General features: G+C 26.6%; 29 protein-coding genes and 1 pseudogene. 3 read left to right on the top strand and 27 right to left on the bottom strand.

The features are described from left to right. Positions 1 to 12 precede the first annotated feature (12 nt). From ACYUDJ_RS07990 to ACYUDJ_RS07920, 15 genes and pseudogenes are all read right to left on the bottom strand, one after another. Positions 13 to 510 carry a GNAT family N-acetyltransferase gene (locus ACYUDJ_RS07990; RefSeq protein ID WP_043031372.1) on the bottom strand — a complete coding sequence of 166 codons (498 nt, stop codon included), beginning with the start codon at positions 508 to 510 and terminating at the stop codon, positions 13 to 15. A 36-nt stretch (positions 511 to 546) separates the two neighbouring features. Continuing rightward, positions 547 to 1,137 carry a M1 family aminopeptidase gene (locus ACYUDJ_RS07985; protein ID WP_043031371.1) on the bottom strand — a complete coding sequence of 197 codons (591 nt, stop codon included), beginning with the start codon at positions 1,135 to 1,137 and terminating at the stop codon, positions 547 to 549. Continuing rightward, a pseudogene (gene ctpM / locus ACYUDJ_RS07980) lies at positions 1,130 to 2,481 on the bottom strand (radical SAM/SPASM domain Clo7bot peptide maturase). Before ctpM ends, ACYUDJ_RS07985 begins: the two are co-directional and overlap by 8 nt. A 327-nt stretch (positions 2,482 to 2,808) precedes the next feature. Further along, positions 2,809 to 2,919 (bottom strand): Clo7bot family Cys-rich peptide, encoded by a 111-nt coding sequence (locus ACYUDJ_RS07975; protein WP_078983337.1) that lies wholly within the window; start codon positions 2,917 to 2,919, stop codon positions 2,809 to 2,811. A 188-nt stretch (positions 2,920 to 3,107) separates the two neighbouring features. Beyond that, on the bottom strand, positions 3,108 to 3,227 hold the full coding sequence (locus ACYUDJ_RS07970; protein WP_003400449.1) for a Clo7bot family Cys-rich peptide: 120 nt from the start codon (positions 3,225 to 3,227) through the stop codon (positions 3,108 to 3,110). 42 nt (positions 3,228 to 3,269) lie between these two features. Further along, positions 3,270 to 3,416 carry a Clo7bot family Cys-rich peptide gene (locus ACYUDJ_RS07965; RefSeq protein WP_043031367.1) on the bottom strand — a complete coding sequence of 49 codons (147 nt, stop codon included), beginning with the start codon at positions 3,414 to 3,416 and terminating at the stop codon, positions 3,270 to 3,272. 139 nt (positions 3,417 to 3,555) lie between these two features. After that, positions 3,556 to 3,660: a Clo7bot family Cys-rich peptide gene (locus ACYUDJ_RS07960; RefSeq protein ID WP_003493127.1), complete on the bottom strand. Its 105-nt coding sequence runs from the start codon at positions 3,658 to 3,660 to the stop codon at positions 3,556 to 3,558. 73 nt (positions 3,661 to 3,733) lie between these two features. Beyond that, positions 3,734 to 3,841: a Clo7bot family Cys-rich peptide gene (locus ACYUDJ_RS07955; RefSeq protein ID WP_071647788.1), complete on the bottom strand. Its 108-nt coding sequence runs from the start codon at positions 3,839 to 3,841 to the stop codon at positions 3,734 to 3,736. Positions 3,842 to 4,108: 267 nt separating this feature from the next. Further along, positions 4,109 to 4,234 carry a Clo7bot family Cys-rich peptide gene (locus tag ACYUDJ_RS07950; protein ID WP_003488547.1) on the bottom strand — a complete coding sequence of 42 codons (126 nt, stop codon included), beginning with the start codon at positions 4,232 to 4,234 and terminating at the stop codon, positions 4,109 to 4,111. 39 nt (positions 4,235 to 4,273) lie between these two features. Then, positions 4,274 to 4,393, bottom strand: coding sequence for a Clo7bot family Cys-rich peptide (locus ACYUDJ_RS07945; RefSeq protein WP_003359862.1), 120 nt, complete (start codon positions 4,391 to 4,393; stop codon positions 4,274 to 4,276). A 611-nt stretch (positions 4,394 to 5,004) separates the two neighbouring features. Next, positions 5,005 to 5,706: a LytR/AlgR family response regulator transcription factor gene (locus ACYUDJ_RS07940; protein WP_021107374.1), complete on the bottom strand. Its 702-nt coding sequence runs from the start codon at positions 5,704 to 5,706 to the stop codon at positions 5,005 to 5,007. Positions 5,707 to 6,641: 935 nt separating this feature from the next. After that, entirely contained in the window at positions 6,642 to 7,250 is a 609-nt protein-coding gene (gene lepB, locus ACYUDJ_RS07935) for a signal peptidase I (RefSeq protein WP_043031361.1), read from the bottom strand. Positions 7,251 to 7,301: 51 nt separating this feature from the next. Continuing rightward, positions 7,302 to 7,739 (bottom strand): hypothetical protein, encoded by a 438-nt coding sequence (locus ACYUDJ_RS07930; RefSeq protein ID WP_003488541.1) that lies wholly within the window; start codon positions 7,737 to 7,739, stop codon positions 7,302 to 7,304. Next, the gene (locus ACYUDJ_RS07925) at positions 7,729 to 7,941 is read right to left on the bottom strand and encodes a helix-turn-helix transcriptional regulator (protein ID WP_003488539.1); all 213 of its coding nucleotides are present in this window, start codon (positions 7,939 to 7,941) and stop codon (positions 7,729 to 7,731) included. The genes ACYUDJ_RS07930 and ACYUDJ_RS07925 overlap by 11 nt, the downstream gene beginning before the upstream one ends. A gap of 141 nt (positions 7,942 to 8,082) precedes the next feature. Continuing rightward, positions 8,083 to 8,433, bottom strand: coding sequence for a tRNA-binding protein (locus ACYUDJ_RS07920; RefSeq protein WP_003488537.1), 351 nt, complete (start codon positions 8,431 to 8,433; stop codon positions 8,083 to 8,085). 331 nt (positions 8,434 to 8,764) lie between these two features. Between ACYUDJ_RS07920 and ACYUDJ_RS07915 the strand changes: the two genes are divergently transcribed. After that, a complete protein-coding gene (locus ACYUDJ_RS07915) occupies positions 8,765 to 9,619 on the top strand; it encodes a pentapeptide repeat-containing protein (protein ID WP_003488535.1) in 855 nt (284 codons plus the stop codon). 313 nt (positions 9,620 to 9,932) lie between these two features. Here the strand turns inward: ACYUDJ_RS07915 and ACYUDJ_RS07910 are convergent, their stop codons facing one another. The 3 genes from ACYUDJ_RS07910 to ACYUDJ_RS07900 all read right to left on the bottom strand — a co-directional run bounded on the left by ACYUDJ_RS07910 (position 9,933) and on the right by ACYUDJ_RS07900 (position 13,140). Then, the gene (locus ACYUDJ_RS07910) at positions 9,933 to 10,937 is read right to left on the bottom strand and encodes a CPBP family intramembrane glutamic endopeptidase (protein WP_043031359.1); all 1,005 of its coding nucleotides are present in this window, start codon (positions 10,935 to 10,937) and stop codon (positions 9,933 to 9,935) included. A 34-nt stretch (positions 10,938 to 10,971) separates the two neighbouring features. Beyond that, the gene (locus tag ACYUDJ_RS07905) at positions 10,972 to 11,409 is read right to left on the bottom strand and encodes a GNAT family N-acetyltransferase (RefSeq protein ID WP_003488531.1); all 438 of its coding nucleotides are present in this window, start codon (positions 11,407 to 11,409) and stop codon (positions 10,972 to 10,974) included. Positions 11,410 to 11,889: 480 nt separating this feature from the next. After that, the gene (locus ACYUDJ_RS07900; protein WP_043031357.1) at positions 11,890 to 13,140 is read right to left on the bottom strand and encodes a dicarboxylate/amino acid:cation symporter; all 1,251 of its coding nucleotides are present in this window, start codon (positions 13,138 to 13,140) and stop codon (positions 11,890 to 11,892) included. 516 nt (positions 13,141 to 13,656) lie between these two features. Here ACYUDJ_RS07900 and ACYUDJ_RS07895 point away from each other — a divergent pair. Continuing rightward, a complete protein-coding gene (locus ACYUDJ_RS07895) occupies positions 13,657 to 14,526 on the top strand; it encodes an AraC family transcriptional regulator (protein WP_043031354.1) in 870 nt (289 codons plus the stop codon). Positions 14,527 to 14,842: 316 nt separating this feature from the next. Here the strand turns inward: ACYUDJ_RS07895 and ACYUDJ_RS07890 are convergent, their stop codons facing one another. The 8 genes from ACYUDJ_RS07890 to ACYUDJ_RS07855 all read right to left on the bottom strand — a co-directional run bounded on the left by ACYUDJ_RS07890 (position 14,843) and on the right by ACYUDJ_RS07855 (position 24,751). Next, positions 14,843 to 16,687, bottom strand: a complete 1,845-nt coding sequence (locus ACYUDJ_RS07890) for an extracellular solute-binding protein (protein ID WP_003488528.1) — start codon at positions 16,685 to 16,687, stop codon at positions 14,843 to 14,845. Beyond that, entirely contained in the window at positions 16,687 to 17,646 is a 960-nt protein-coding gene (locus ACYUDJ_RS07885) for an ABC transporter permease (protein ID WP_043031352.1), read from the bottom strand. The genes ACYUDJ_RS07890 and ACYUDJ_RS07885 overlap by 1 nt, the downstream gene beginning before the upstream one ends. Beyond that, positions 17,646 to 18,728, bottom strand: coding sequence for an ABC transporter ATP-binding protein (locus tag ACYUDJ_RS07880; RefSeq protein ID WP_043031350.1), 1,083 nt, complete (start codon positions 18,726 to 18,728; stop codon positions 17,646 to 17,648). The genes ACYUDJ_RS07885 and ACYUDJ_RS07880 overlap by 1 nt, the downstream gene beginning before the upstream one ends. A gap of 664 nt (positions 18,729 to 19,392) precedes the next feature. Beyond that, positions 19,393 to 21,090 carry a methyl-accepting chemotaxis protein gene (locus ACYUDJ_RS07875; protein ID WP_003488524.1) on the bottom strand — a complete coding sequence of 566 codons (1,698 nt, stop codon included), beginning with the start codon at positions 21,088 to 21,090 and terminating at the stop codon, positions 19,393 to 19,395. Positions 21,091 to 21,452: 362 nt separating this feature from the next. Continuing rightward, on the bottom strand, positions 21,453 to 22,214 hold the full coding sequence (locus tag ACYUDJ_RS07870; protein WP_003488523.1) for a hypothetical protein: 762 nt from the start codon (positions 22,212 to 22,214) through the stop codon (positions 21,453 to 21,455). Further along, positions 22,214 to 22,909, bottom strand: a complete 696-nt coding sequence (locus tag ACYUDJ_RS07865; protein ID WP_003488522.1) for an ABC transporter ATP-binding protein — start codon at positions 22,907 to 22,909, stop codon at positions 22,214 to 22,216. The genes ACYUDJ_RS07870 and ACYUDJ_RS07865 overlap by 1 nt, the downstream gene beginning before the upstream one ends. Next, positions 22,902 to 23,282, bottom strand: coding sequence for a GntR family transcriptional regulator (locus tag ACYUDJ_RS07860; RefSeq protein ID WP_043031348.1), 381 nt, complete (start codon positions 23,280 to 23,282; stop codon positions 22,902 to 22,904). The genes ACYUDJ_RS07865 and ACYUDJ_RS07860 overlap by 8 nt, the downstream gene beginning before the upstream one ends. Before the next feature lie 332 nt (positions 23,283 to 23,614). Next, positions 23,615 to 24,751, bottom strand: a complete 1,137-nt coding sequence (locus ACYUDJ_RS07855; protein ID WP_042386141.1) for an SEC-C metal-binding domain-containing protein — start codon at positions 24,749 to 24,751, stop codon at positions 23,615 to 23,617. 584 nt (positions 24,752 to 25,335) lie between these two features. Between ACYUDJ_RS07855 and ACYUDJ_RS07850 the strand changes: the two genes are divergently transcribed. Beyond that, positions 25,336 to 25,566, top strand: coding sequence for a ground-like protein (locus ACYUDJ_RS07850; RefSeq protein ID WP_162024651.1), 231 nt, complete (start codon positions 25,336 to 25,338; stop codon positions 25,564 to 25,566). Positions 25,567 to 25,660: 94 nt separating this feature from the next. Here the strand turns inward: ACYUDJ_RS07850 and thiT are convergent, their stop codons facing one another. Further along, entirely contained in the window at positions 25,661 to 26,344 is a 684-nt protein-coding gene (thiT, locus tag ACYUDJ_RS07845) for an energy-coupled thiamine transporter ThiT (RefSeq protein ID WP_003488514.1), read from the bottom strand. Positions 26,345 to 26,397 lie beyond the last annotated feature (53 nt).

Below are 26,397 nucleotides of genomic sequence, written 5' to 3'. Positions count from 1 at the left end.
TGAATAAAAGATCTACATAGTATTTATTTTTTTGTACAATCTATTTTTATAGTTTTTCATATCATTTATTTCAAATAATTCTCTTATTTCATCTTCTTCACTTAGTACATCTCCACATATATACTTAAATCCATGCTTCTTAGCTTCACTTATTGATGCTTCAAATAATTTTTTAGCAATATCTTTATACTCTTGTGTATCTATGAATTTATCTTTATCCACATATAAATACTTTATATATAAAAACTTATCAATAAAAAACAGATAATCTGAATCTCTAAATGACAGATTTATCATACCTATAAAATTTTCTTTGTTTCTAGCTATGAATATCATTTCATTTTTATTCTTACCATTTAAAACTTCCTTTAAAGAATTTTTAGAATGATAAAAATTAAAATCATCATATTTTGTAATTTTCGTCTTTTCTTCATTTATAGATACTATGAGATCGGCTATCTTTTTCATATCACTCATTCCTGCTCTATATATTTCTATGTCTTCTCTCATAATCACCTCTCCTTTAAATCATTAAAAATGTATAAATCATAACAATTCTAACAAGCTTTCATTGCTAAACATTTTGCTTTGTTTAAAATTTTTAGTTTTTAATGTTTCATCAATAACTTTATTTATGCTGTACTTATCAATCAATTTCATAATAATATAAATGGATATATCATAAAGTTTTTCATTATTATAATTGACATTATAAAAATCAAAATCTTCCTTTATATTAGGTTTTTTCCCCTTATAATTACCATGCTGATCTGAAAGATAAACAGCTAGCCCTTCATTTAACCATATAGGCAATGGTGATTGTGTCTTTAAATTTAATACTACATGAACAAATTCATGTAATATTAAATTTTCAACACTCTCATTATTTGATTTTTTCCATTTATCATGATCTAATATTAGAATTACATCTTCAAAGCTTGTCCCGATAACCCATTTGGGGACTTTAACTTCTAGTATTTCTGATAATTCTTCTAAACTATCTATTACATCTACAATGACTTTATCATTAAAATTAAATAGATTTTTTATATTCATTGCTCTATTATAAAAATCCAAATAGCTTTCAATGTCTCTTAATACTCTTAAATCTTTAATATGGAAATTAAGATTATTCACAGCAACATCCCTGCTGACTACATTCAGCCTCATTTTTTTGGTTATATGTTGCTATTATTGTTTCTTCAAGGTTATATATCCATTTTTCACATTCAGGCTTCTCATTCATTGTTCCTTTATATGGACATCCTCCCATGCATATTGGTAATATGGTACACTCCTTACACTCTTCATATTCAAATGGAGACCATAATATATATTCCATATTTCTTGCATACATTTTTTCATCTACTTTGTCTTTAATTGTAGTAACATTTCCAACCGCCCTATCAACATTTCCAACATCATTCCAACATTTATACATATATCCTTCAGAATCAATTACATAAGCTCCAACATTATCAGCACAACAATAATTTGCTTTTACGCTTGGATAGAAAGGATATGCTCCTGCCACCTTATATCCTCTTTCAAAAAGTACTTTCTGATATTTAGTATCACTTTTTGCATATTCTTTTGTGTTTAAACAATTATTTGCAATTCCATTACAGCTATCTGTATATGCAGTAACATGTCCTAGATTAACAACAACATCTTTCAATCCATTTTCTTCTAATATATCTAATAATTCCTCCACATGATCAACATTTGTTTTATCTACATTTATTCTAATAGCTATATTTTTAATTCCACCATCTATAAGTTTTTTTACATTAGCCATTATTGTAGTAAAAGTTTCCTTATCTGAATTCTTTAATATTCTTCTTTTATTATGAATACTTGGAGGGCCATCCACTGTAATTTGCGCCCCTGTTATTTTAGCTTTTTTCATATTTTCTATAGTTTCTTCATCTATCAAGTATCCATTGGTTACAATATATGCACTATATTTAACATTTTCTCTTTCACATATTTCTATAGCCCTTTGAGAAAAGTCAAATATCATCTCCTTTGCTAATAAGGGTTCTCCACCATACCAGGTTATACTTATATTATTTTTATTTTTAGCATTTTCTTCTATCATTTCTATTAAACTATCTTGAACTTTTTTGTCCATAAGGCCTGCTTTTGGAGTTTCATAACAATAAGGACAAGCAAAATTACAAGCTAGTGTAGGAGCAATAACTAGTCCTAGTGCGCCACTTGAAAACTTTCCATTGTAATTTCTATATTTTAATAACTTTAATTCATCCATATCATCATGAACTATATAATTACCCTCTGACATGTTTTCAACTAACTCTCTCTTTTTTTATCTAAATTTTCTATATCTAAATTTTCTATGTTTTCTAATACATCTAAAAAGTCCTTATCTACTTCTGCGAGCGCACAAGTAACACTATTAAAAGCTATAGTTTTTCCATCTTCTAGTTTAATTATTTTATTGTATTTAGATTTTTTCATAATTTTTGCCCCCTACTTTGTTAAATTTTTAATAATCCAATGTATAACAGTCTAAATTTATTTTATTAATTACATTATTTGTTCCCATATCATTTAGTTATTCCCTTGACTGTCTTTCTCTCACATTTCTATATTCATTGAAATATTTATCCGATGACTACCCGCTCTAATACTTCCCTCTTCTTCAAAGTGGGAGTAAAGATCAGTTACGTCCCTGGATAACGATTTCCCCTAAAGGATAACGACTTCTAAGGAGTAAAACTCCTAAGAATTCTGTTAATAAGCTTTAGTTGGAGTAAAAACTCCCTTTGAAGACAAGAACTCTGTTTATATCCTTGAGTGATATACTTCACAGTTATTACAATTCACACATACGTTGCAATCAGAACAATAACAATACCAATTTTTATTTGATGATGGCTTGATTATATATTTCATATTATTCCCCCTATTTATTCTCAACGTTCTGTAAAGTTATATTAAAATTGATTTCTCTTTTCTCCCAATTATAATGATTTGATTTTAAAACATTTTTCTTAGAAGAAAAGAGAAATCAAATTAATAATTTTAAAATCATTTTGGGAATTTATAGTTATGAACTAAGTATTATGAAAGTAAATATGATATTAATGGTAATAGGTCTTACATTGAGTTCCACAATTTTCATGACAATTATCGCAATTACTACAGTGACAATATCCAGAAACATATTCCCATTCTTTCTTTCTATAAATTATATATTTCATGATAAAACTCCAATCTAAAATTTAATTCATTTAAAATTATTTTTATGATGCTTCTCCTCCATTAAGTGCACAATCTACTACACATACCCTTAAACAATTATTTACACAAACACTACTACACCCGTTTTCTCCACAGCCTACAACACAATATCCATCTTTTAAATTTACTCTTTTAATAATATATCTCATCTAATCCCTCCTTCCCATTTTCCCTTAAATTGTAAGGTATATTATATTAACCATACTAAAATTTGACTATTTCTCAAAATATAGTTCGAATTTTCTGAACAATTATTTTAAATTTTTAATATCTAACTTTAGTAAGTTTCTATCCCCACACACTTTGGCCTACACAGTTATTTACGCAATTTCCAGAGCATACAACACAATATCCTTGTGAAAATTTTTTAGCAGGCTCTTTTATATATTTCATGACTTTCCTCCTCTCTCCCTAAATTAACCGTATTATGTTAATATTAAATAGTATCTTAATAAACTTTTTTATATTACGTATAAATGCCACATCTGCTATTACATTTTAAAGAACAATAGTCACACTGATCACAATAACATAAGCCTATTCTAAAACTTTTAGGTTTTACTATAAATTTCATAATATTAATACCCCAAATTATTATAATTTTGGTCCTAGTCTACCTATACTAATATTGAATTGTTAAATATATTAAAGATAATTGATGTTATATATATGAATGATAATTTCGAGGAATTTACAAAGCTGTAATAGAATTTAAATTAATTCTCATCTTAATACATATAACTATTCTTCTTAAATATAGCTACCTATTATTTTTAAATTAAAATAATTAAGACTCTTAGTATAGATAGACTAGGAGTATTCTATTCTTCATTTCCTATTTTTAAACACCATATGATGCGCAATATCCACATCCTGATTGCTTAGAACAATCATTGTGACAATTTTCTGAACACGCATTACAAAATCCTAATACATATTTTGATGATGGTTTTTTTATAAATCTCATTTGATCCACCCCCCATTAATTATTCTTCTAAATTCTCTATTAGTTACTATTAGGTTGTACAACTACGCATTGATCTGCGCATCTGTTATCACAGTTTGTAGAACAAGCTACACAGAATCCTAATTGAAATTTTTTAGATGGATTTTTTATAAATCTCATAATTTCCCCCTCCTTTAACTTCTAAATTATATGAACATTAACTCTTATTTTCTTTAAAAAACAAATAAATTTCTAAAGAAAAAGAGAATAATGTACAAAACTAAATTATATTATAGATTTGATTTGGTTAGTTTTTATAGAGTTGATTAAATTTTTTATCTTTTTAATATAGTCTTATTAAATCTTATAAATTATTTAATGGATGCATTTAGTATAAGTTTTTTATTTTTATATCCTAGATAAAATAGATGCCCTATTTTATAGGGGCTTAATTAAAATCTAAAAAAATTCCAAAGTTATATAGTTTTCAAAGATAATATAATTAAAAGAATAAATATAATTATAGTGGTTTAACAGATTCTATTAATCAATATTAAGTTTAAAATATAGTAATATACATTCTAAATTTAATATCATTAAAGTATGAGAAAATATTAACAATCCATCACCTAAAATAAACTTCTTATTTTCAATAATAGATTTTAATGTATTCTAATCGGCTTGTCCCATGTGTTTTAATTTAACTTTAAAGAAATTCTACTATCCTTTGATTCTTTTTTCAATATGATTGGCATGAATAACACCTGTACTAGAATAAATAGATTTTTTCTTCAAAGCCATATTGAATTTTTTAATATTTTTGTTAATTTATGTCTAAATTCTTTAGACCTATATTTACTTATTGGTATATAGGTATCATTAACATTGATTATGTTGTCCTTAAATTCTTTTACTTTATTAAGATTAACTAAAAAACTTTTGTGGCATCTAAAGAAATCATGTTGAGATAATTTTTTTTCAAATTTTGATAAGGTCATTTTAAATATATATTCTTTCTCTTTAGTATGTATAGTTAACATCTTTTGCATAACCTCTATATATGTAATTTCATCTATATTCAAAATTATAATTTCACCTTTATATTTAATAACTAAATTCTTTTGTGCTTCAATACTCTTAATACAGTTCAACGTAACATATTTTATAATTTCATAATTTATAGGTCTCAGCAAATACCTATACGCTCTTACTTCATACGCTTGATGAATATAATTGACAAGCTTTGTTACAAATATTATTTCTACTACTGAATCAAACTCTCTTATTTTTTTAGCTATTTCTATTCCATTTATTTTTCCCATATTTATATCTAAAAATATAATGTTCATTTTTTTATAATTTTGTAGAAGCTCTTCTCCACAATCAAATTCTAATAATTCACATTCTAATTCCGTTTCTTTAATAATTTTTATTAGATGATCTTTCAAATAATTTCTTTGTTCAACATCGTTTCCACAGATTCCTATGCGCATATATAATGTCCTCCCTTTTATTAGTTTTTTAGTATTCATGGGCAAGCAAATTCTAGAAGCTAATAAAAAAGGTGATGACAGTATTTAATATAAAACAATCAAAAAAATTTTCATCATTTGTATTTTTCTTGAATATAAGCCTAAAAAAGTACATAAATAAAAATAAATTTTGAAACAAAATTTATTTTTAAAACTTTCTAGGATTAATAAATTAAATCTGTTATATTTTTAGAATCTGTTATTTATTACTATATATATATACCACATAATGTAAACCTTTTAAGAAGAACTAAAAAATATTTAATTAAATATTTAAATATACGAATTAATGATAACCGCTATCATTATAATTTTATTTAATAAAACACATTATAATTTAATCTATAAAAAGAATTAAATTTCTAGCCTTTTATACAATGCATACCTATAATAATTCACTCTTACTCAAAGTGGTGTTAAACAACGACTATATCTCTGGGTAGTTACTTTTAAGTTTTAGATAAATTAAAAACTCTAACCTAAACACAAAATCATCCCTATATTAATTTAGGTTTTATTATATCATAAAAATTAGGTTTAATTTTTATATGATAAGTAATTTTAAAACAAAAATAATTTTATGTTAACAATTATTACACAATTAACCTACAAATATAGGAAATGTACAAATATAGGATTCATTAGTAAAAGCTTTAATTTTTTATAAATCCAACAAGGTCCAGAAACAGAAATTTTTAAAATATTAACAAGCAATTAAAAGAATTAATTTAAATTTGTGGCATTCTTAAAATGAGAATAAGGGAAGTTATTTAACTTCCCTTAAAAATTATTAATTATTATATAAAAATATTCTTTTAAAACGAAACTTAAATTATTATTGTTATAATAAAATCTAAGAAAATTATATTACAGCAACATAATATTTATAGAAAATTCTACTTTACCTTTCCAACGTGATTGAAAGGATATACCCTATATATTGCCTTACCTTCTACTTGTTTATAATCAATAAGTCCAAACATTCTACTATCTTTACTTATCATTCTGTTATCACCCAAAACAAACAATTTGTTTTCTGGAACCTTAATAGGAAGTTTAAATTCTCTTTCAATAGTTTCCCCTTTTACATAAGATTCTTCAAGTTTTTTGCCATTTAAATATAAATGTCCATCTTTAATATCAATTTCATCCCCCGGAATACCAATTACTCTTTTAATTAATCTATCATCTTTTTCTATAGAATCATTGTTATTATTAAATATGGATATTATATTATCTACCATTTCTAAAGTGTCCTCGGCTATAGTTCCCTTTTCTTTATTTTCATGAAAAATAATTATATCTCCTTTTTTAGGTTCTGCAAAATTATAACTTAATTTATCTACTACTAATTGTTCATTAGTAAGCAAGGTGTTCTCCATAGAATTTTGTTGTACTCGAACCTTTGCAAAAACCTTACTATTAACTAAACCTGCAATAAGAATAGCCCCTAAAATAGAGAAAATCCAACTTTCAATCTCTTTTTTAACTTTTCTCTTATCCATAATGTTTTCCCCCTCTAATTCAAAAATTAAATCACAATGCTATGATAGTAATTAATTTCTCTTATCATAATAAAAATAACTAAACATTTCAATAATTATCATAATGGTAGGAACAATGCCTACACCAATAAAAATACCAATGAAAATATTATTTTTTGTCACTTTAAATGCAATTCCAGATAGTATTGCAATAATAGCACAAATTAAAAATGTAATATCAAAAGCCCTACTTTTGGATTTAATAGTAATAAACTTTTCTCGTTCATCATCATTTTGCTCGTCTTCTTTTGTGCATTTGCTATTTAAGCTTCTATATACTTCTGTTACTCCAAATAAGATACAAAATGTATCTATTATAATAGATTTGACAATTCTTAAGGTGTCTAGATTGCTAAAGCGTGTAATTATAAATGGAATACTAATTGCTGCTAATAATAAAAATGTCATACCACTTAAAAATTTCTTTTTATTATATATTTTAATATTCATTTTCCAAATTCTCCTTTAAACAATATAACTCTTCAATAGTGGTGTTAAAAAGGCGGGCTATTTTATATGCCAACATAATTGAGGGATTGTATTGTCCTTTTTCAAGTGAAATAATGGTTCTGGAAGAAACTGAAACTAAATCGGCAAGTTGCCGTTGCGTCATATTCGATGCTGTTCGTAATTCTTTTACTTTATTTTTCACCTATACACCTCCCCAAAATAAAAAATATGAAGCCAACTTCATGTGAAGTTTACTTCATATTATCATTGTATAGATATATTGTCAATTATTAACTAATAAAATTTACTTTGCACTTTGAGAATGTTACGTACTATTAAGTATCTATCCCACTCTTGTGCCATTAGGTATTGGTTTTTCAGGTTGTGCTAAAACAGGTATAATACCATCAGCATATCCTATATCAAAAAGCATCCCTTCAGAAACTTCACCTGCCATTTTCTTTGGAGCCAAATTAACTACAAATAATGCCTGTTTACCTTCAATTTCTTTAGGGTTATCTCTTTCCCCCTTCATTCCTACTAATATAGTTCTGTTGAATTCACCGAAATCAACAGATAACTTAACTAATTTATCTGATTTCTCAACATCTTCAACTAATTTAATTGTTCCCACTCTAATATCAATCTTGTCAAGTACATCCATATTGATATTTGCTTTAACTGGCGCAACCATATTGTTTCCTCCTTTACATCCTATTTTAACTAATTATACCATAATATAAACTCTTCTCTATTTTATTAAATTTATTTTTTCTCTATTCATTATAATTTGTTTTCTGTTATCTTAAATTTAAATAGCTTCTGATTAAACTTGAAAATTCAATAATACAGTGTTTTAAATTTGCATGTTTTCTACTTAACTATAAGATTTATAGAAAACATGATATAATTTTAATATTCGTTAAGTCGTAATTGTAAACTAAATTATCTAAATAAATACTAATGAATCATATCACAAATTAATTAAGAAAATAAAGGCTGATATAAATGGAGTGATAATAATTATGATACATAAAGATAAAGATAGAGAACTACAAGAGAGTTTAAAAATTGATTGTAAAAATTGTTTTGGGTTTTGTTGTACTGCATTATATTTTTCTAAGTCAGATGGATTTCCAAATGATAAAGAAGCAGGGAATCCCTGTATAAATTTAGATGAAGAATTTAAGTGTAAAGTCCATAAAGAGCTTAGAAAAAAAGGGTTAAAAGGATGTACTGCATATGATTGTTTTGGAGCAGGACAAAAAGTTGCTAAAGTTACTTACAAAGGTGAAAATTGGAGAGAGAATCCTGGAATTTCTCAGCAGATGTTTGATGTATTTTTAGTTATGAGGCAAATTCATGAAATGTTATGGTATTTATCAGAGGCTTCAAGAATGCAAGATGATTTAAATATTAAATATAAAATAAATAATATGATTATGGAAATAGTTAAAGTCTCTAATTTAGATGCAGTTTCATTAATAAAGTTAGATTTAGTTGTATATAGAAGTAAAGTAAATGCACTACTTTTAGAAACAAGTAAATTTATAAGAAATAAATATAAAAAAGGTAAAAGTTCTAATATAAATCATAAGAAATTAATAGCAGGACGATTAAATTTAATTGGGGCAGATTTAAAAAAGAAAAGATTAGTAGGAGAGAATTTAAGTGGTGCACTTTTAATTGCAGCAGACCTTAAAGGAATAAACTTAAGTGGAGTAGATTTCTTAGGCGCTGATTTAAGAGATACTGACTTAAGAGGTGCAGATTTATCAAGAAGTATTTATCTTACACAACTTCAACTAAACTCTGCCAAAGGTGATATAAACACACAATTACCAATATCATTAAGTCGTCCAGAACATTGGTGTGATTAAATATTTATAAATAATATTCTTATTTAATATCATAACTGAAAAACGAATGATTTACAAAAACACCGTATTATTAAGTTCTGATATGCTCTCCTTAAAGTGGACGGATTTAAAAATAAAAATCTGTTACTGAAAAAGGTAGCATATCAAACCTAAATTTTACGGTGTTTTTACTTACCATTTCAAAATATTAAATAATAAAATCAATTTAAATAGTCTTTAATCCCTATGATTTTACAAATGTCTACTGAATGATTGTTTCTAGTTTAATTATATACAGTCCCCTTACTTTCTTAAAGTAGCTAAAGATTTCTACCTAAGCACTATAATTAGAAACTTCAGCTTCTTTTTTACTATATTCTTTAGTAAATAAGAAAGGTAAATAGACTACAAAAATACAAAACAAATTTATTAAGACTGCTTTCCCGCTAAGAACAACATCTGCTCCTGTGCCACCATAAAGAATAGCACCAAGATTATTATTGATAAAATGGATCATAGAAACAGCCCATATGTTTTTCGTCTTCATATATACAAATCCAAAGAATACACTATAACCAATGCAAATAATAAGCTGATTTATAACAGAATAAAAAGAAGTTTTTGGACTATAATAAAATAAGTTCAATGGCAAATGCCATATCCCCCAAATAACTCCTAAAAGAATTATTCCTTTTCGTTTCCCTAATCTCTCCTGAAGGGCTGTTTGAAGAAAATATCTCCATCCATATTCCTCTCCAAAAAATATAATAAAGGTAAGAGGAAATAAAAGTGGTAATAAAAACATTCCTAACAATCTCTTTGGATCTTTGAAAGGAGTAATGAAATCTTTAACGTCACCAAAAATAAGTTCTCCTAAAAGAATTGCACATAGATACAAAATAACAAATAACAAAGTATACCTGATAGATTCTCCAGAATTTTTACCAATCTTCAATCCGAAAGCATCTATCTTGTCTTTTTCATCTGAAAAATACATAGTTATTAAAGCAAAGCTTCCTATAATGGTATAGCATTCCACATACCAGCCTGGATTTTTATGAAATATAAATATCTGTACCAAAATATACAAAACTAAAGTAATAGTAAAAAACAAATAGACTCCATAAAATTTTATTGGTAACTCTTTACGTCTGTTCTTGTTTAGCAATAAAGCTATCATAACACCCGTAGCTGGATAGCACATTTGTACCAGCGGAAAAGCATCTATTTTATATTTAGAATATGCAAATGCCATAGCAATTCCCATAACTGCAGTAAAGCCAAAGGTTACTACCAAAAATAAAATAAGATCTTTCTTTGAAACACTGTGCTCAGACATTTTTTACCCCCTCATAAAATATATAAAAATGTAATTAAAGTTCTTTCCCCATAACAACCATTTCATTATTTGATTGTAATCCTCTTTTTTTATAAAATCCTTCTGTCCTATAATCCTTTGTAGTAACTAATGTAATCTCAGTTATACCTTTACCTTTTAAGCGATTTTCAAATTCTTCAAAAATTTTTGTACCAAGCCCTTTATTCCGTATATCATTCCTAACACAGAATTCTTTAATATTAAAAACAACACCATCATAGAACTGCTCTTCACTTCCTAAAATCATGCCGCAAATTAACTCATCCTCATATGCTACAAGCCCATATGAAGATTCACAATTTATCATTTGATATAAACGTTTTGAAGCAGTTTCAATTGTCCACTTGTCATTCCAAGGTGGAGAGTTAAATGTATGCACATATATATCTACAACCTCTTTTATATCTGATACTGTCATCTCTTTAAAATTCACAACTAGTCCTCCTTATATGTTTTATTTAAACATATATTTACTTATAAATTACATTTTTTTATTCAATATTTTCTGCCATTCTCTACTTAACAATAGTTTAATTATATCCATGATAAACATTATTTTCAATATAATATATATTTTTACTTATTATAAAAAAGCACTAAAATATATTTTAAGAAAAAACAGACATTCCAATTCTCATCCTTCCTTCTCCCTATTTAAAATTACCACAAAAGCTTTTAAAGGTATTAAAACAAGAAATACTTTTAGAGAGTATAGATATCTATAAAAATAATAAGAATACTTTATTTGTGGATTAATAAGTAAACAGAACGTTTACTTAGCTCTGCTGCCACAGGACGTGGCATTAGAGCGTTAGCTTAAATATTAAGGAACAAATATTAGTATTCTTTATTTTTATAGCTATCTATTGACTAAAAGTATTTATTGTTTTAATTATCAACCTTTAAAGACTTTTTAAGCTGTAGTTTTCTTAACCCAATCTTTTCCTTCTACAAGTCTTGTTATCATCATAGCACATACTGTATTTCCTGTGGAATTTAACAAAGTTGCTGGAGCATCTATTATAGTGCTTATAACTGCCACTATTCCTAAAACTTCAGGGGCAAAGCCATATATACTTATGATAAGCATAGCACCTATAAGTCCCCCACCAGGGATAGCTCCCATAACAGCTCCTATTAAATAAGACACTACTATTATTGTAATTATTGCCTTAAAACTAGTCATATCATGACCAAATAATCCAAGTAAGAAGGTTATTTTTAAAACTCCACCTATAACAGATCCATCTTTATGAGTGTTTGCTCCTAGGGGTATAACTGTCTCTCTAATATCCTTTGGCACCCCCATATTTTTTGTACTTTCTAAATTAACAGGAATAGATGCTGCACTAGAACAAGTAGCAAGAGATGTTATTGAAGGTGCTAATGCATTTTTCCAAAATACTTGTACTCCTGTTTTTCCTGCTGCCATATATGCATATATAGTGAACATAATAAAATAATATACCAAAGTAAGCACCAAATATAGTATAAATACTCTCACATATCCTTCAATTATTTGTGGTCCAAGCTGTCCTATTACTGAAGCAAAATAACAACCAAGCCCTATTGGTGCTGTATACATTATTATATCTATCATTTTTATCATTACAGTCGAACCAGCTTCTAAAAACTTTGCAACGGGTTTACCCTTTTCTCCCACCATAGCTGTAGAAATACCAAAGATTATTGAAAATATAATAATCTGTAACATATTTTTTCTAGAAAATAATAATGCAAAATCTGATACTGTAACTGTATTTACAATCTGTTGTAACATAGTTACCTTTTCTTTATTTTGAACTTCGTTAACTGTATTTGCCATTATCTTTTGCATAGTAGAAGGATCTACTCCCTTTGTAGGATTTATTATTAAAGCTCCTATAACACCAATTACAGCTGCAATTAATGCGGTAAAAGTAAATACTATAAATACACTTAATAAAATCTTTCCTAATCTTTTCATATTAGCCATATTAGCAATGGCCGAAGCCACACTAAAAAATACTAAGGGTACAATTGCAGTAAACATTAAATTTAAAAATAAATTACCTAAAGGTTCCACTACTTCAGCTCTTGGTCCTATAATTAATCCAACTATCCCTCCTATAATTACAGAAATCAGTAATATTATAGACCATTTATAATTTTCCCATAGTTTCATTTTATCTCCTCCAAATTTATAAGTAACTTTATAAAATCTATTTTTACTTTCATATTCTAAGTCATATAAACAAATTCTTAGATTCATGTTAAATTTTAACTTCAACTTAAGGTTATAAATTGCTTATATAGAAAAGTATTGTACCTTATACATAGTATAAGAATTCTAAATATCTAAAGTTCAAAAATTATAATATCTCCAACTTTAAAAGTAAGAATATTAGCTATATTATAGTTAACAGATAAAATAGATTATTTAAAACTATTAAACAAACAAAATCTATAATATATTATATATATAATTTTTACTATTTTTATTGTTAAAACTGCTATTAATATTGCAAAAACTGCTATAATGTATATATAAACAGAATTCTTGGCTTTAGAGGGAGTTTTTACTCCCATTAAAGCTTAGAAATCGTTATCCAGAGACGTACCCGCTCTTTACTCCCACTTTCAAGAAGATGGGAGTATTAGAGCGGGTAGTCATCGGATAAATTTTAAGGATGGGATAATAATGGATATAGAAAACTCCTCATCAAATATAAAGAGAGGATATTTAAAAGAAGATTTTAGATTTTTTCATTTAAAAGATAAAAAAGATATGGAATTTGAACTTCATTATCATGACTTTAACAAAATAATCGTTTTTATATCTGGTAATGTTAGTTATCTTATAGAAGGAAAGGCTTATAAACTGAAACCCTGGGATATACTTTTTGTAAGCAGTAATGATCTACATAAAGTTATAATAAATAATGATGAACCCTATGAAAGGATAATAATATGGGTTAATTCAAAATTTTTAGAAATGCATAATAAAAATAACAGCAACTTGCTTACTTGCTTTCAATTATCTTCTAAACTTAAAATTAATCTCTTCCGTATGGAAGAACATAATATTTCCTTAATAAAACATACTTTATTTTCTCTTGAATCTGCTACAAAAGACAAGGAATTTGGGAATATTGTATTAAAAAATTCTTTATTCATTCAATTAATAGTATACCTAAATAGATTATTTATGTACAATACAAACCACATAGAAAAAAATGATATAGAATATGATAAGCAAATAGAAGAAATTATAAATTATATAAAAGAAAATCTTCAAGAGGATTTATGTATAGATGCTCTATCCTCTAAATTTTTTATAAATAAATATTATCTTATGCACAAATTTAAATCTCAAACTGGTTATACTCTTCATAAATATATACAGCAAAAACGTTTAGCTTTTTCTAAGTCTCTTATAATAAAAGGACACAAGATTACAGAATTATATATAAAGTGTGGATTCGGAGACTATTCAAGTTTTATACGGGCATTTAAAAAAGCCTACGGAATCTCTCCTAAGGATTATTACAAGAACTTTAAGAACTATTAGAATTTAAAATTTCACCATATTAGCAGTAAGATAAGATAAAAATATGAATAAGTTTTAATAGTTTTTCATCTGGAGTAATTAAAAATTAACCTGATTTTTTATAAAACATTATAAGGCATCTCTGAAACTCAAAATTAAAAGTGAATAGTTTTTAGTTATAGAAGTTTTACTTAAACTTTGTTTAATCAAAATTTAAAAAATTCTTCCTTAACTCTTAACTATCCACTTTTTAGTGCTTTTATATTTACGGCTTTTAAATTAAATCTATTTTATTTTAAACAAATTTCTTAAAATTATACCTAAAATTTAACTGTTTTTATTTTTTACTATTTTTAATTTCAGTCCATATGTCATCATATAATTTTGTAGTTTCTCCTACATCCTTAATAAGCTCATTTCCTTCTACCGCTTCTCTTGGTGGATAAACGGCTATATCATTTAATTTATCTTTATCCATTAAAGGATATGCTGCCTTATTTGGATTTGCATAAGGAAATTCTTCAGACACTTGGGCACTTATTTCTGGTTTATATATGAAATTTATAAATTCCTCTGCTAACTTTTTATTTTTAGCCTTTTTAGGTATTACAAAGTTATCATATTGAGGAATTACACCCTCTTTTGTTAAAACTACTTCTAAATTAGGATTTTCAAGTTTAGCAAGATATGCTTCTGTTCCCCATACATATCCTATAGAAGCCTCCCCATTTATAAGTAAAGTCTTTGGTGATTCACTATCAAAGGCTTTTACATTTGGCATTAATTTTATTAAATCCTCTTTAGCCTTTTGAAGTTCCTTTGGATTTTTTGAATTTATAGAGTATCCATTCTTTTGTAGAGCTAGCCCTATCATAACCCTTGGATCATCTAAAATTACCATAGAATTTTTAAACTGACTATCCCATAGATCATCAAAAGAAGTAATTTTTTTAGTTATTTTAGTCTTATCTATTACTATATTGTTGCCTCCCCACATATAAGGTAAGCTATAAGTATTTTTAGGATCAAAGGCTAAATCAAGTACATTTTCATCTATATTAGCTAGGTTTGAAATATTATTTTTGTCTATTGGTTGAACTAATTTTTGTTTAGTCATTATTTCAATAGCATAATCACTGGTAACTACCAAGTCATAAGGCACATTACCTCCCATTAACTTTGCAAGCATTTCTTCATTAGATGAAAAAGTCGAATAATTTACCTTTACATTGTATTCTTTTTCAAACTGTTCAACAACAGACTGCGGTAAAAATTCTGACCAGTTAAATATATTTAGCACTTGCTTTTCTGTTTTAGCTGTATTACTGAAAATAGTAAAGCCCATACCAGTAACCATTAATAATATTACTATAAAGGATAGCGCCTTTTTTACTTTTTTATTTTTAAGCATATTTCTTCTTATACCTTCAGCTATAACTACCATACTTAAAGTAAATACCATCATCACAGTAGATAGTGCATTTATTTCAGGGGTTACACCAAACTTAACCATAGAAAATATTTTAAGTGGTAAAGTATTACTATCTGGTCCTGCCGCAAAAAAACTTATAATAACATCGTCTAAAGATAGTGTAAAGGCAAGCAGTGCTCCTGATATAATTCCTGGTGATATTACAGGTAGTGTAACCTTAGTTAAAGTTTGCCAAGGTGTAGCACCTAAATCTTGAGCTGCCTCTTCTAGTGCAGAATCAAATCCATCTAACCTAGCTCTAACTACTATAATAACGTAGGAAATACAAAAGGTTATATGAGCAAGTATTAAAGTTATAAGTCCTGCAGGCAAATTAAGGGAAGAGAAAAAAGCAAGCATAGATATGCCCATAACTATTTCAGGAATAACTACTGGAATATAAAGTAGTCCCTCCATAGCCCTTTTCCCCTTAAATTTATATCTATACATACCTATAGCAGCTAAAGTTCCTATAATTACTGCGAAAAAAGTACTTATAAAAGCTATTATTAAGCTGTTTTTTAGTGCTTCTAATATCTGAGTATTATTTATTAAATTTTTATACCAATCTAATGTAAAGCCTGTAAAGGTAGCATTTAGTTTAGACTTATTAAAAGAAAATACTACTAGAACAAAGATTGGCAAATATAAAAAAATATAAACTAAAGTTGCATATATTTTACTTAGTAACCCTTTATTGTTTTTCATCATTAGCTAACCTCCTTTGTTCCCTTCTTTGGTTTATTTCCTTTAAAATAAAAACCTATAGCTATAAGCATTAAAATAATTAATATTACTGCTATAGCTGAACCAAAGGGCCAGTCTCTAGAGGTTAAAAATTGATTTTTAATTAGGTTTGAAATTAACATAGTTTTACTTCCACCCATTAAATCAGATATAAAGAAATAACCTAAGGTTGGTATAAATACAAGCATACATCCCGCTATAATACCCGGTAGAGTTAAAGGTAATGTTATTTCTTTAAAGGTTTTGTAAGGCGATGCTCCAAGATCATTGGCAGCTTCTATATAACTCATATCTAATTTTTCTATGGAAGTATAAATAGGTAGCACCATAAAAGGTAGCATTATATAAAGCATTCCTATAAATACAGCACCATCTGTATAAAGCATTTGCATTGGAGCATCAATTAATCCAAATCTCATAAGATATGTATTAATTACTCCCTCTGTCTTTAAAAGTATTATCCATGCATAAGTACGTACTAAAGAATTAGTCCAAAAAGGTAATATAACTAATAATAATAATAGTCCTCTATGTTTTTTATTTGCTCTTCCAATAAAATATGCAAAGGGATAACCTATAAGCAAACACCCTAAAGTAGTACTAATAGAAATTATTAAGGTTTTAATTAAAATTTGTCCGTACATAGGATCCATAAGCCTTTTATAATTCTTTAGTGTGAAAGGTAATCTTACGTCTCCATATTCACCTCTTGATAAAGAACTAACCACTAATACAAGAAGTAAGGGAACAACAAAAAATGTAATGAGCCATAGGGCAACGGGCCCCACTGTTTTAAATATAGGGGTAGATTTTTTTACTTTACCTTTTATTCCTTCTTTGTTTTCTAAAATAATATCCGTATTTTTGTTATGCAATTGCTTTTTAAAAATATTTGAAAAAGCATTGCTAAATTTCCCCCACATTAGTGCATCACCACAGCATATTTAGGATTCCATGTGGCAAATACATAGTTTTCATTGTGGTTATCTAGAGAATACACATCACTTATAGGCTCTGATACCACAAACTCTCTTCCATTTTGGGTAACAACAACGGTTTTAATCACAGATCCATTATAAATTCTTTCTTTAACACTTACTCTTATTCCTACCATTCCATTATCCACATTATTGGAAAGTTTGATTCTCTCTGGTCTAATAGCAAGGCACACTTCTTGTGTCATAGATGTAGGAGATCCAGTTATTAAAATTTCTTCTCCGTCATCTTCATCTAATAGATATTTATTATTATTCTTTTCCAAAATTTTCCCTTCAAATAAGTTAGTTTCTCCAATAAAGTTTGCAACAAACTTAGTTTTTGGTCTTTCATATATATCCGCTGGGGTTCCAACATGTTCTATAACACCTTTATTCATAACCACAATCCTATCTGACATAGTTAATGCCTCCTCTTGATCATGGGTTACATAAATAAAAGTTATCCCTAACTTTCTTTGAAGTTGTTTTAGCTCTAGTTGCATTTGTTTTCTAAGTTTTAAGTCTAATGCTCCTAAAGGCTCATCTAATAAAAGCACCTTAGGATTATTTATAACAGCCCTTGCTATAGCCACTCTTTGCTTTTGCCCACCGGAAAGTTCACTTGGCATTCTATTCTCATACCCTTCAAGTTGCACCATCTTTAACATTTCTGTTACTCTTTCTTTGATTTGACTTTCTGGTACATTTTTAACCTTTAACCCAAAAGCTACATTTTCAAAAATATTCATATGTGGAAATAATGCATAACTTTGAAATACAGTGTTAACACATCTCTTATATGCAGGCATCTTTGAAACTTCTTCACCATCTATGAAAATTAATCCATCACTTTGGTCTTCAAAACCTGCTATCATTCTTAATGTTGTTGTTTTACCACATCCACTTGGACCTAAAATAGTTAAAAATTCTCCTTTGTTTATATCTAGAGAAACTTTATCAACAGCTAAAGAATTATTCTCCAAGAATTTTTTACTAACATTTTTTAATTGAACCATTACCTCAATCAAGAAAATCACCTCTACCTTATAATATTTATTTATATAGATTTAAGTTAATTATTTTCTAAATTCATTGCTTTATTTTAGCTACATTCAATTCTATAAATACAAATTATGTAAAATTTATTACTACTTTTATAAAATTAAGTTGATCAAATAGAAATTTATAAATAAATAACCCCTGTGTAAAAATCACAGGGGTAAAGATTTTGCAATAATAATTTATAGCATAAGTAAACAATCTTTTTATATGGATTTGGAGTTAATTTAAGTCCTAAAAAAGTCATAAATAATTCCTTAATACAGTTTTTCATATATACATGAAAACTGAAGTATTTTTTTATCCATCCGCCCCTGTTTTTTCTTTATTTTTTGCTAATATAAAATTCCTACTTAGCAACTTGTCCGTAATCATAACATCCCTCTTAACAATTTTTTTATTATTTACAAAGTTAAATTCATAAATTTATGAATTATTTTTTAAATCTATCAGATTAGATTATAGCAAAGCTATAGAGAAAATTCTACAATTTATTTCATATAAATTGAAATAATTATGAGAAAAATTCCTTTATAGTAATTAATACTATGCTTAACCTGTCTATTATGACAATAATGAGCTATATTAAAGAAAAACTGTGCAATTTAAAAATTTACACAGTTTTTTATAATATTATTTTACTTTAAACTTTTTAACCATATTACTTAAATTATCGGATAACTCTGATACCTTAAGTGCATTTTGAAATACAATTTCTATAGAATTACTTTCTTCCTGAACAGAAGCTGTAGTTTCCTCAATACCTGCTGAGGTCTCTTCCGATACTGATGCTACTTTTTGAATTTCTTCTTCTATCTTTTTACTATTTTGCTGTATATTATCGAACTTACTAGATACATAATCAATTTTGTCTACTATTTCTGAAATATTCACATCTATAATTCTAAAGGTTTCTCCTGTCCCTTTAATTTGATTTGTTCCTTTTTCTACTTCTTCATAACCTTTTTCTAAAGAGCTTGCTACAGTTTTAGATTCATTTTGAATAGATATAACTAATTCGGTTATTTCATTAACTGAATGACCAACTTCTTCAGCTAATTTTCTAATTTCATCTGCTACTACAGCAAATCCCTTTCCTGATTCCCCTGCTCTTGCAGCTTCAATTGCAGCATTTAAAGCTAACAGATTAGTCTGCTCAGATATACTTTTGATAACCTGAACCAATTTAGATATCTCTTGAGATTGAAAGTCTAATCTATTTACTTTTTGTACTGATTCTTTAACAATATCATTTATGGAAATAATTTGGCTAACAGAACTCTCCATTTCATTTTTTCCCTCTTTAGTTATACGTAGCACTTCCTTTGATGATATTTTAAGAGATTTCTCACTTTCATTTGCCTCTTCAATGATATTGTTTAAATTTTGTGAGGAACTAGCAACTTCACTAGCGGATACCGCTTGTTCTTCTACACCTTCTGACATTTCCTCCATTGTAACTGTTATTTGCTCGCTTCCTTCTTTTATTCCTTGGGAAATTCTAATAAATTCATCACTTTGTTTCTTGATATCTAAAGTTGTATTTATTATTTGAATTATTAAATTTTGTAAACTTTCTAGAAGATTATTGAATGAAGAAGCTATTTCCCCTACTTCGTCCTTACTGTTGCTTTGTATCCTAGAAGTTAAATCCCCCTCATTATTAGAAAGTTCTTTTAATTTATCTGATATTTCAGCTAGGTTAGATATTTTTTTTACTAATACTATAAAAGTAAATATAATTAATCCTATAAGTATAATAATTAACCCTATTGTAATATTAAATAGCATATTAGATTTTTTTCTTTCTGCTTGTACATCAGATTCATTTCTAGAATTCATTTTTTTTTGAAATTCTAGAATTGGTTCCTCTATTTTTGCTTTATTATTATCATAATTCGAATCAAACATTAGCTGCCTTGCCTTATTAAAATCCTTTTTCTCAACAGATTTCATGGCTTCATCTTCTATCTTTACTAACTCATCCGAATTATTTTTTGACTCTTCAATTAAATTTAATTCTTCTTGTGGTGACCCTAATTCCTTCAATCGTTCTACCACGTGATCCCTTGTTTTTGTCTCTTTTACCTCTTTCCAATAATTATCATAAAACTTTTGTTCTCCAAATTGTACATATCTTCTCGCTTGATTTGTTAAATAGTCTGATGCATTTCTAAGATCTATTCCTAATTGTTTAAATTCCTTTTGCCTTTCAATAGTTAGTCTTTCATTCTTAAAACTTTTCCTTAGAGAATATACACTAAAAATATTAGCTAAAATTATAACAGTAAATATTGCACCCATGATTTTTAAAAATTTTGAAATTTTCATTTTATCACCTCTACAAAAATTATTTTCTTAATTTTTTTAATATATTTTAGATTCTGTAAATTTCTCTTAGAATAATATTATCTCTATTAAATATTCCTTACATATGTTAAACAATTTAATTAATTCGACATTTATTGATATATTTCCTTTATTTTATTAATTTTATTAATGTTATGATTCTTATATTTTATTGTTTTTTATTTTATATTTTTATACATATTTTTTTTAAGTTCATTAATATATGGAATTAGTTCTTTAAAGTTTTTCACATATACAAAATTAAATATATAAAGGCTATGAATTTAGAAGTATAATATTCCAAATTCATAGCCTTTTAAATTTAAAATGAAGTTTTTATTTCATCAAAATTCAACTTTCTCTTGTAACAAATATGATACTACAATAAATAATATCACTGCAAACACTATATCAAATATTGTAGAAGCTATATTAACATTTACAAAATCTAAAGAAGCCTTCGCACTATTAACTGTATTTGATATAACTATACTAGGTCTTATAGCTAATTGTATAGTTTGAGGAAAAATTTTTGCTAACCATATGGATAACTTACCTACAATTATACATATACCAACAAATATACCGAATGATCCTAATTTCCCAAGTTTCTTCTTTCTAATAGCAACTCTAGATAATGCTATGGATACATATATAGTTAATAATAAACTTACATACTCAAATATTCCTACAATGGTTACAAGGGAAATATTTTTAAAAGTTAAATATGATACAATATGTTGATGTATTAAAGAACTATTCATAAAATTCATATATATAAATATTCCTGCTACTATATTTACTAATATAATTTGAATAACTGATGTTATTAATTTAGCCCCCAGTATACTTTTTCCCTTCACTGGTAGTGTAAATATTAAATAAGAAGTATCTGAATAAAGATCCTTACTAAACATATTTATATTCCATATTAAAACTACCAAACAGGCAAAAGAAAATATCATTATTGATAATAGAAATATTATTTCTCTTGGCCATTTATTTATTTTATAAAAAAGACCTAAATTAGATAAAACTACTAAACTTAATAATATCAAAATTTCTTTATAATAACATTTCAAATTATATTTTATAAGCTTACCCATTATTGAAATACCTCCTTATATAATTCATCTATAGACATTCCTTTTTCCATTCTAAGTTCTTCTGCTATACCGCTTAATGCTATCTCTCCCTCAGATATAAAGAAAACCTCATCAAAAATTCTTTCTATATCATTAACTAAATGAGTAGTAACTATAATAGTGCTATCTTCACTATAATTATTTACTATAGCATCTAATATTTTATCTCTGCTTACTGGATCCACTCCACCTAAAGGTTCATCTAATAAATATAATTTTGCTTTTCTAGATAAGGTTAATGTAAGAAGTAATTTTTCAAGCATACCTTTAGATAATGAAGTAACCTTACTTTCTTTATCTAAATTCATAAATTCTAAAAGTTCGTTACATTTTTTCTCATCAAAATCTTTGTAAAAATCTTTATAAAACCCTACAGCATCTTTTATTTTCATCCATTTATACAAAAAGTTTTTATCTGGTAAATATGCAACTTTAGCCTTTGTGCTTACCCCTGGAGCCTCTCCATCTATTAATATTTCTCCTGAACTATATCTTAATATTCCTGCTGCTATTTTTAAAAATGTGGTTTTTCCACTGCCGTTAGGTCCTAATAATCCTACTATTTTTCCCTTCTTTACTTCCATCGCAAGTCCATTTAATGCATTTTTATTAAAATAACCTTTCTTTAAATTAGAACAAGTCAATATCTTATCCATTATTTATATCCTCCTTTTCTAATTCCTTTCTCACTAAATTTAATATTTCTTCTTTTTTAAAACCTATTTTTTTCATACCTTCTAAAAAATTTTGTACTATTTCTCTACTCATTTCCTCTTTTAGCCTTTCTATTATTTTTTTATCTTTACTAATAAAGGATCCCATTCCCCGTTGAGTAAAAATTATACCTTCTCGTTCTAGTTCCTGATAAGCTCTTTGTAATGTATTTGGATTAACAGTAAGCTCCTTAGAAAATTCTCTAACAGATGGAAGTTTATCTCCCAAATGAAAGCTACCATTAACTATATTTTGTTTTACATAATTCATTATCTGAATATATATTGCTATTTTATCATCGAATTTAATTTTCAAAACTTCACCTCCAAAGTTCTACTGTACTATCTAAATAGTACACTAGTGTTATAGTATTGTCAATATAATTATAAAATTTATTTTAAAAATAATCATTTTTTTCTCTTTTTATATTGTTTAAAGTTTTATGGCGAGTACTTATATAAAAAATATTTATTTCTAATTCTATATAAATTAATATTTTATTGTACATAAAAATGCTCCCCTTACGGTATACAGATCTTTATTTTTTAATCTATCTACCTTAATGGGAGCATATAATCTTTTCTTATTTATCTACTCTACAGTACACTTTATTAAAAATTCTAATGGTACTCTTTATTTTAATTTTACTACTTATTTAAACAACATTTTTTGTACTTTTTACCACTACCACAAGGACATGGATCATTTCTACCTATTTTACCCTTATGATTAACTTTTTCTACTTTTTCATATATTTTATCTTCTTTTAATTTTATTTCAGTTATACTGTGACCTCTTAAACACCATTTTTCAATATTATTATTTATTTCAGTTATAATATCTTTTATGTCTCTTTCTATTTCCTCATTCTTCAAATATATTCTTCCTTTTATATCTTCAAATATATAATCTACAGAAAAAGCATTTTTCATAAGGCAACTTGTAGAATACATTAATTCATTTAACTTTTCTTCCTTGATATTTAGATTTTCTTTCATATATTTATTTAGTTTTTCTAGTGGCTTTATATAAAATTCTTCTTTATTAAATTTTCTTATATAATTAATACTTAACTCTTTGTAATCTAAATATTGTATTGCTTTATGTCCTTGTAGCACATAAGATAAATTAATCACATCTTCCACATAATAAGTATTATCTTGTTTCTTTATTCCATAATAACTTCTATTATTATCACTTAATAGATTAGTTAAGTAGCTTCTATCGAATTCTATTTCTATATTTCTATCTTTTCCATAATTTAAGTTAGAAGACATACTATGTATAATTTCATATAATTCTTCTAAACTTAGGGCTCCATAATAATGAAGCAAAACTTGAACTACTTTAAGTATATCCTTTGATATATAAAATCCTAAGTTAAATTCTTCCTCTTCTATAAAGTTTTCTCTTATATTATCTTTTAATTCTTCTGGTATAACAACTTTATTTTTGTCCTCATCTATTTGAAATATTATGCCTTTTTTCTTTAAATCATTAATTGCATTATCAAATTTATTTGTATTTTTATTTATATATTCTATCTCATCAAAATATCTATCTAAAAAAATATATTCATAGAAACCAATATTACTTATTACTTCATTTAAATTATTTTGTAATTCACTTTCTAAAACATGAACTAGTTCCTTTTTATTTAATTTACTTGCTCCTTTTACATCTAAGGATTTTCTTATATCTGTTAAATCACTTTTAGTTAAATTATTTAATAATGTTTCTAAATTGTTTTTTTCATTTAATTCCGGTATGTTATTACAACTCACAACCATTCTCCTATTCTGTATATTTTATTTTGTATAATGACACAATCTTAATTGTATATAAATAATAACTTTTTTTCAATACTCATCATAGGCTGTCATAGTAATATAAAGTAACATTTTTTTATATTTTTCATATACTACTATTATAACTAAAGATAATATCTTGATATACAAACTCTAACGTTATAAGTAGAGGTGATGATAACATGGGACACACACATCATAACGATGAATGCTACGAAGGATACAATGGCTTTGGTTGTGGCGATAATAATATTTTAATAATTTTAATATTATTATTTCTATTCTGCAACCGCTAAGATGAACTAAATAGACTATATAGCCTATAAAAGACTTTTAAAAATATAAAAAAGGGGTATTTCAAAGTGATTTTGAAATACCCCATTTTAAAATTATAATGACACAATCTTAATTGTATATAAATAATAACTTTTTTTCAATACTCATCATAAGCTGTCATAATAATATAAAGTAACATTTTTTTATGTTTTTCATATATTACTATTATAACTAAAGATAATATATTGGTACACAACTCTAACGTTATAAGTAGAGGTGATAACATGGGACACAAACATCATAAACACAAATGTTGTGGTTACGAAAAGTACGAATGCTATGGACCTAGCTGCGGATGCAACAATTTATTCGATGGTTGTTGCAATAACAACTGTGGTTGTGGATGCAATGGCTTCAGCAATTTATTTGGAGGTTGTTGCGGTAACAGCTTTGGTGGTGGTTGCAGTAATCCTTTAATACTTTTAGTATTATTAGGTCTGTTCTGCAACCGCTAAAATAAACTAAATAGATTATATAGCCTGTCAAAAGTTATAAAAATATAAGAAGGGGTATTTCAAGATAAACTTGAAATACCCCATTTTTTAATTTTTACTCTTGAGCTGCTAATAAATATTTAGGATTTATACTTTTTAATAGCCTATGAACTGGAATTAATTTAAATATTACTATACAAATTATAGCTTCAGCTCCTATTATAGGTATATTCACTGATAATGAGTATATAATAGGTCCCATTCCCTCTGGGGCAAAGGAACCAAAAAATACTACTCCAGATATAAAGTGACATAAGAATTTAACAAAAAAAGCAAATGATATACTTAAAGTTCTATTATTTCTAAAATATCCTGCAAGACCTATGGCCAAATATGGTAATGGATAATCGAACAACATTTGGATTGGATGTAATATAAAAGGATCTGTTATAAGAGAAATCAATCCATATAAAAATCCTGTTAAAAATCCAATTTCTTTCCCATAAGCAAATGTAAGTAACAAAATAGGAACCATAGAGCCTAAAGTCACACTGCCACCTTGTGGGAACCTATATATTCTAAAAATATTGAGAATAGTAGAGAGAGCAAGAGCAATTCCAATTTGAGTTATTGTTCTTGGGTTTAATTTAATTTTTTTCAGTTTAAATACAGCAATAAATATAACTAAAAAAGCTATTATTGCTAAAATTGATAATGGACTTTTTAATATTTCTGCCATTTTGCCAGAAAATCCAGAAAAAGTTTCAAAAAATCTTTTTCCCCATTCTAATGATTGCATAAAAAAACCTCCTATATTGTGCTATAAGGAAGTTTGAGTTTAAAAATGTTTAA

The sequence above is a fragment of the Clostridium sp. CTA-6 genome (assembly GCF_054768115.1).
This window is presented reverse-complemented; position numbering and strand designations above follow the sequence as displayed.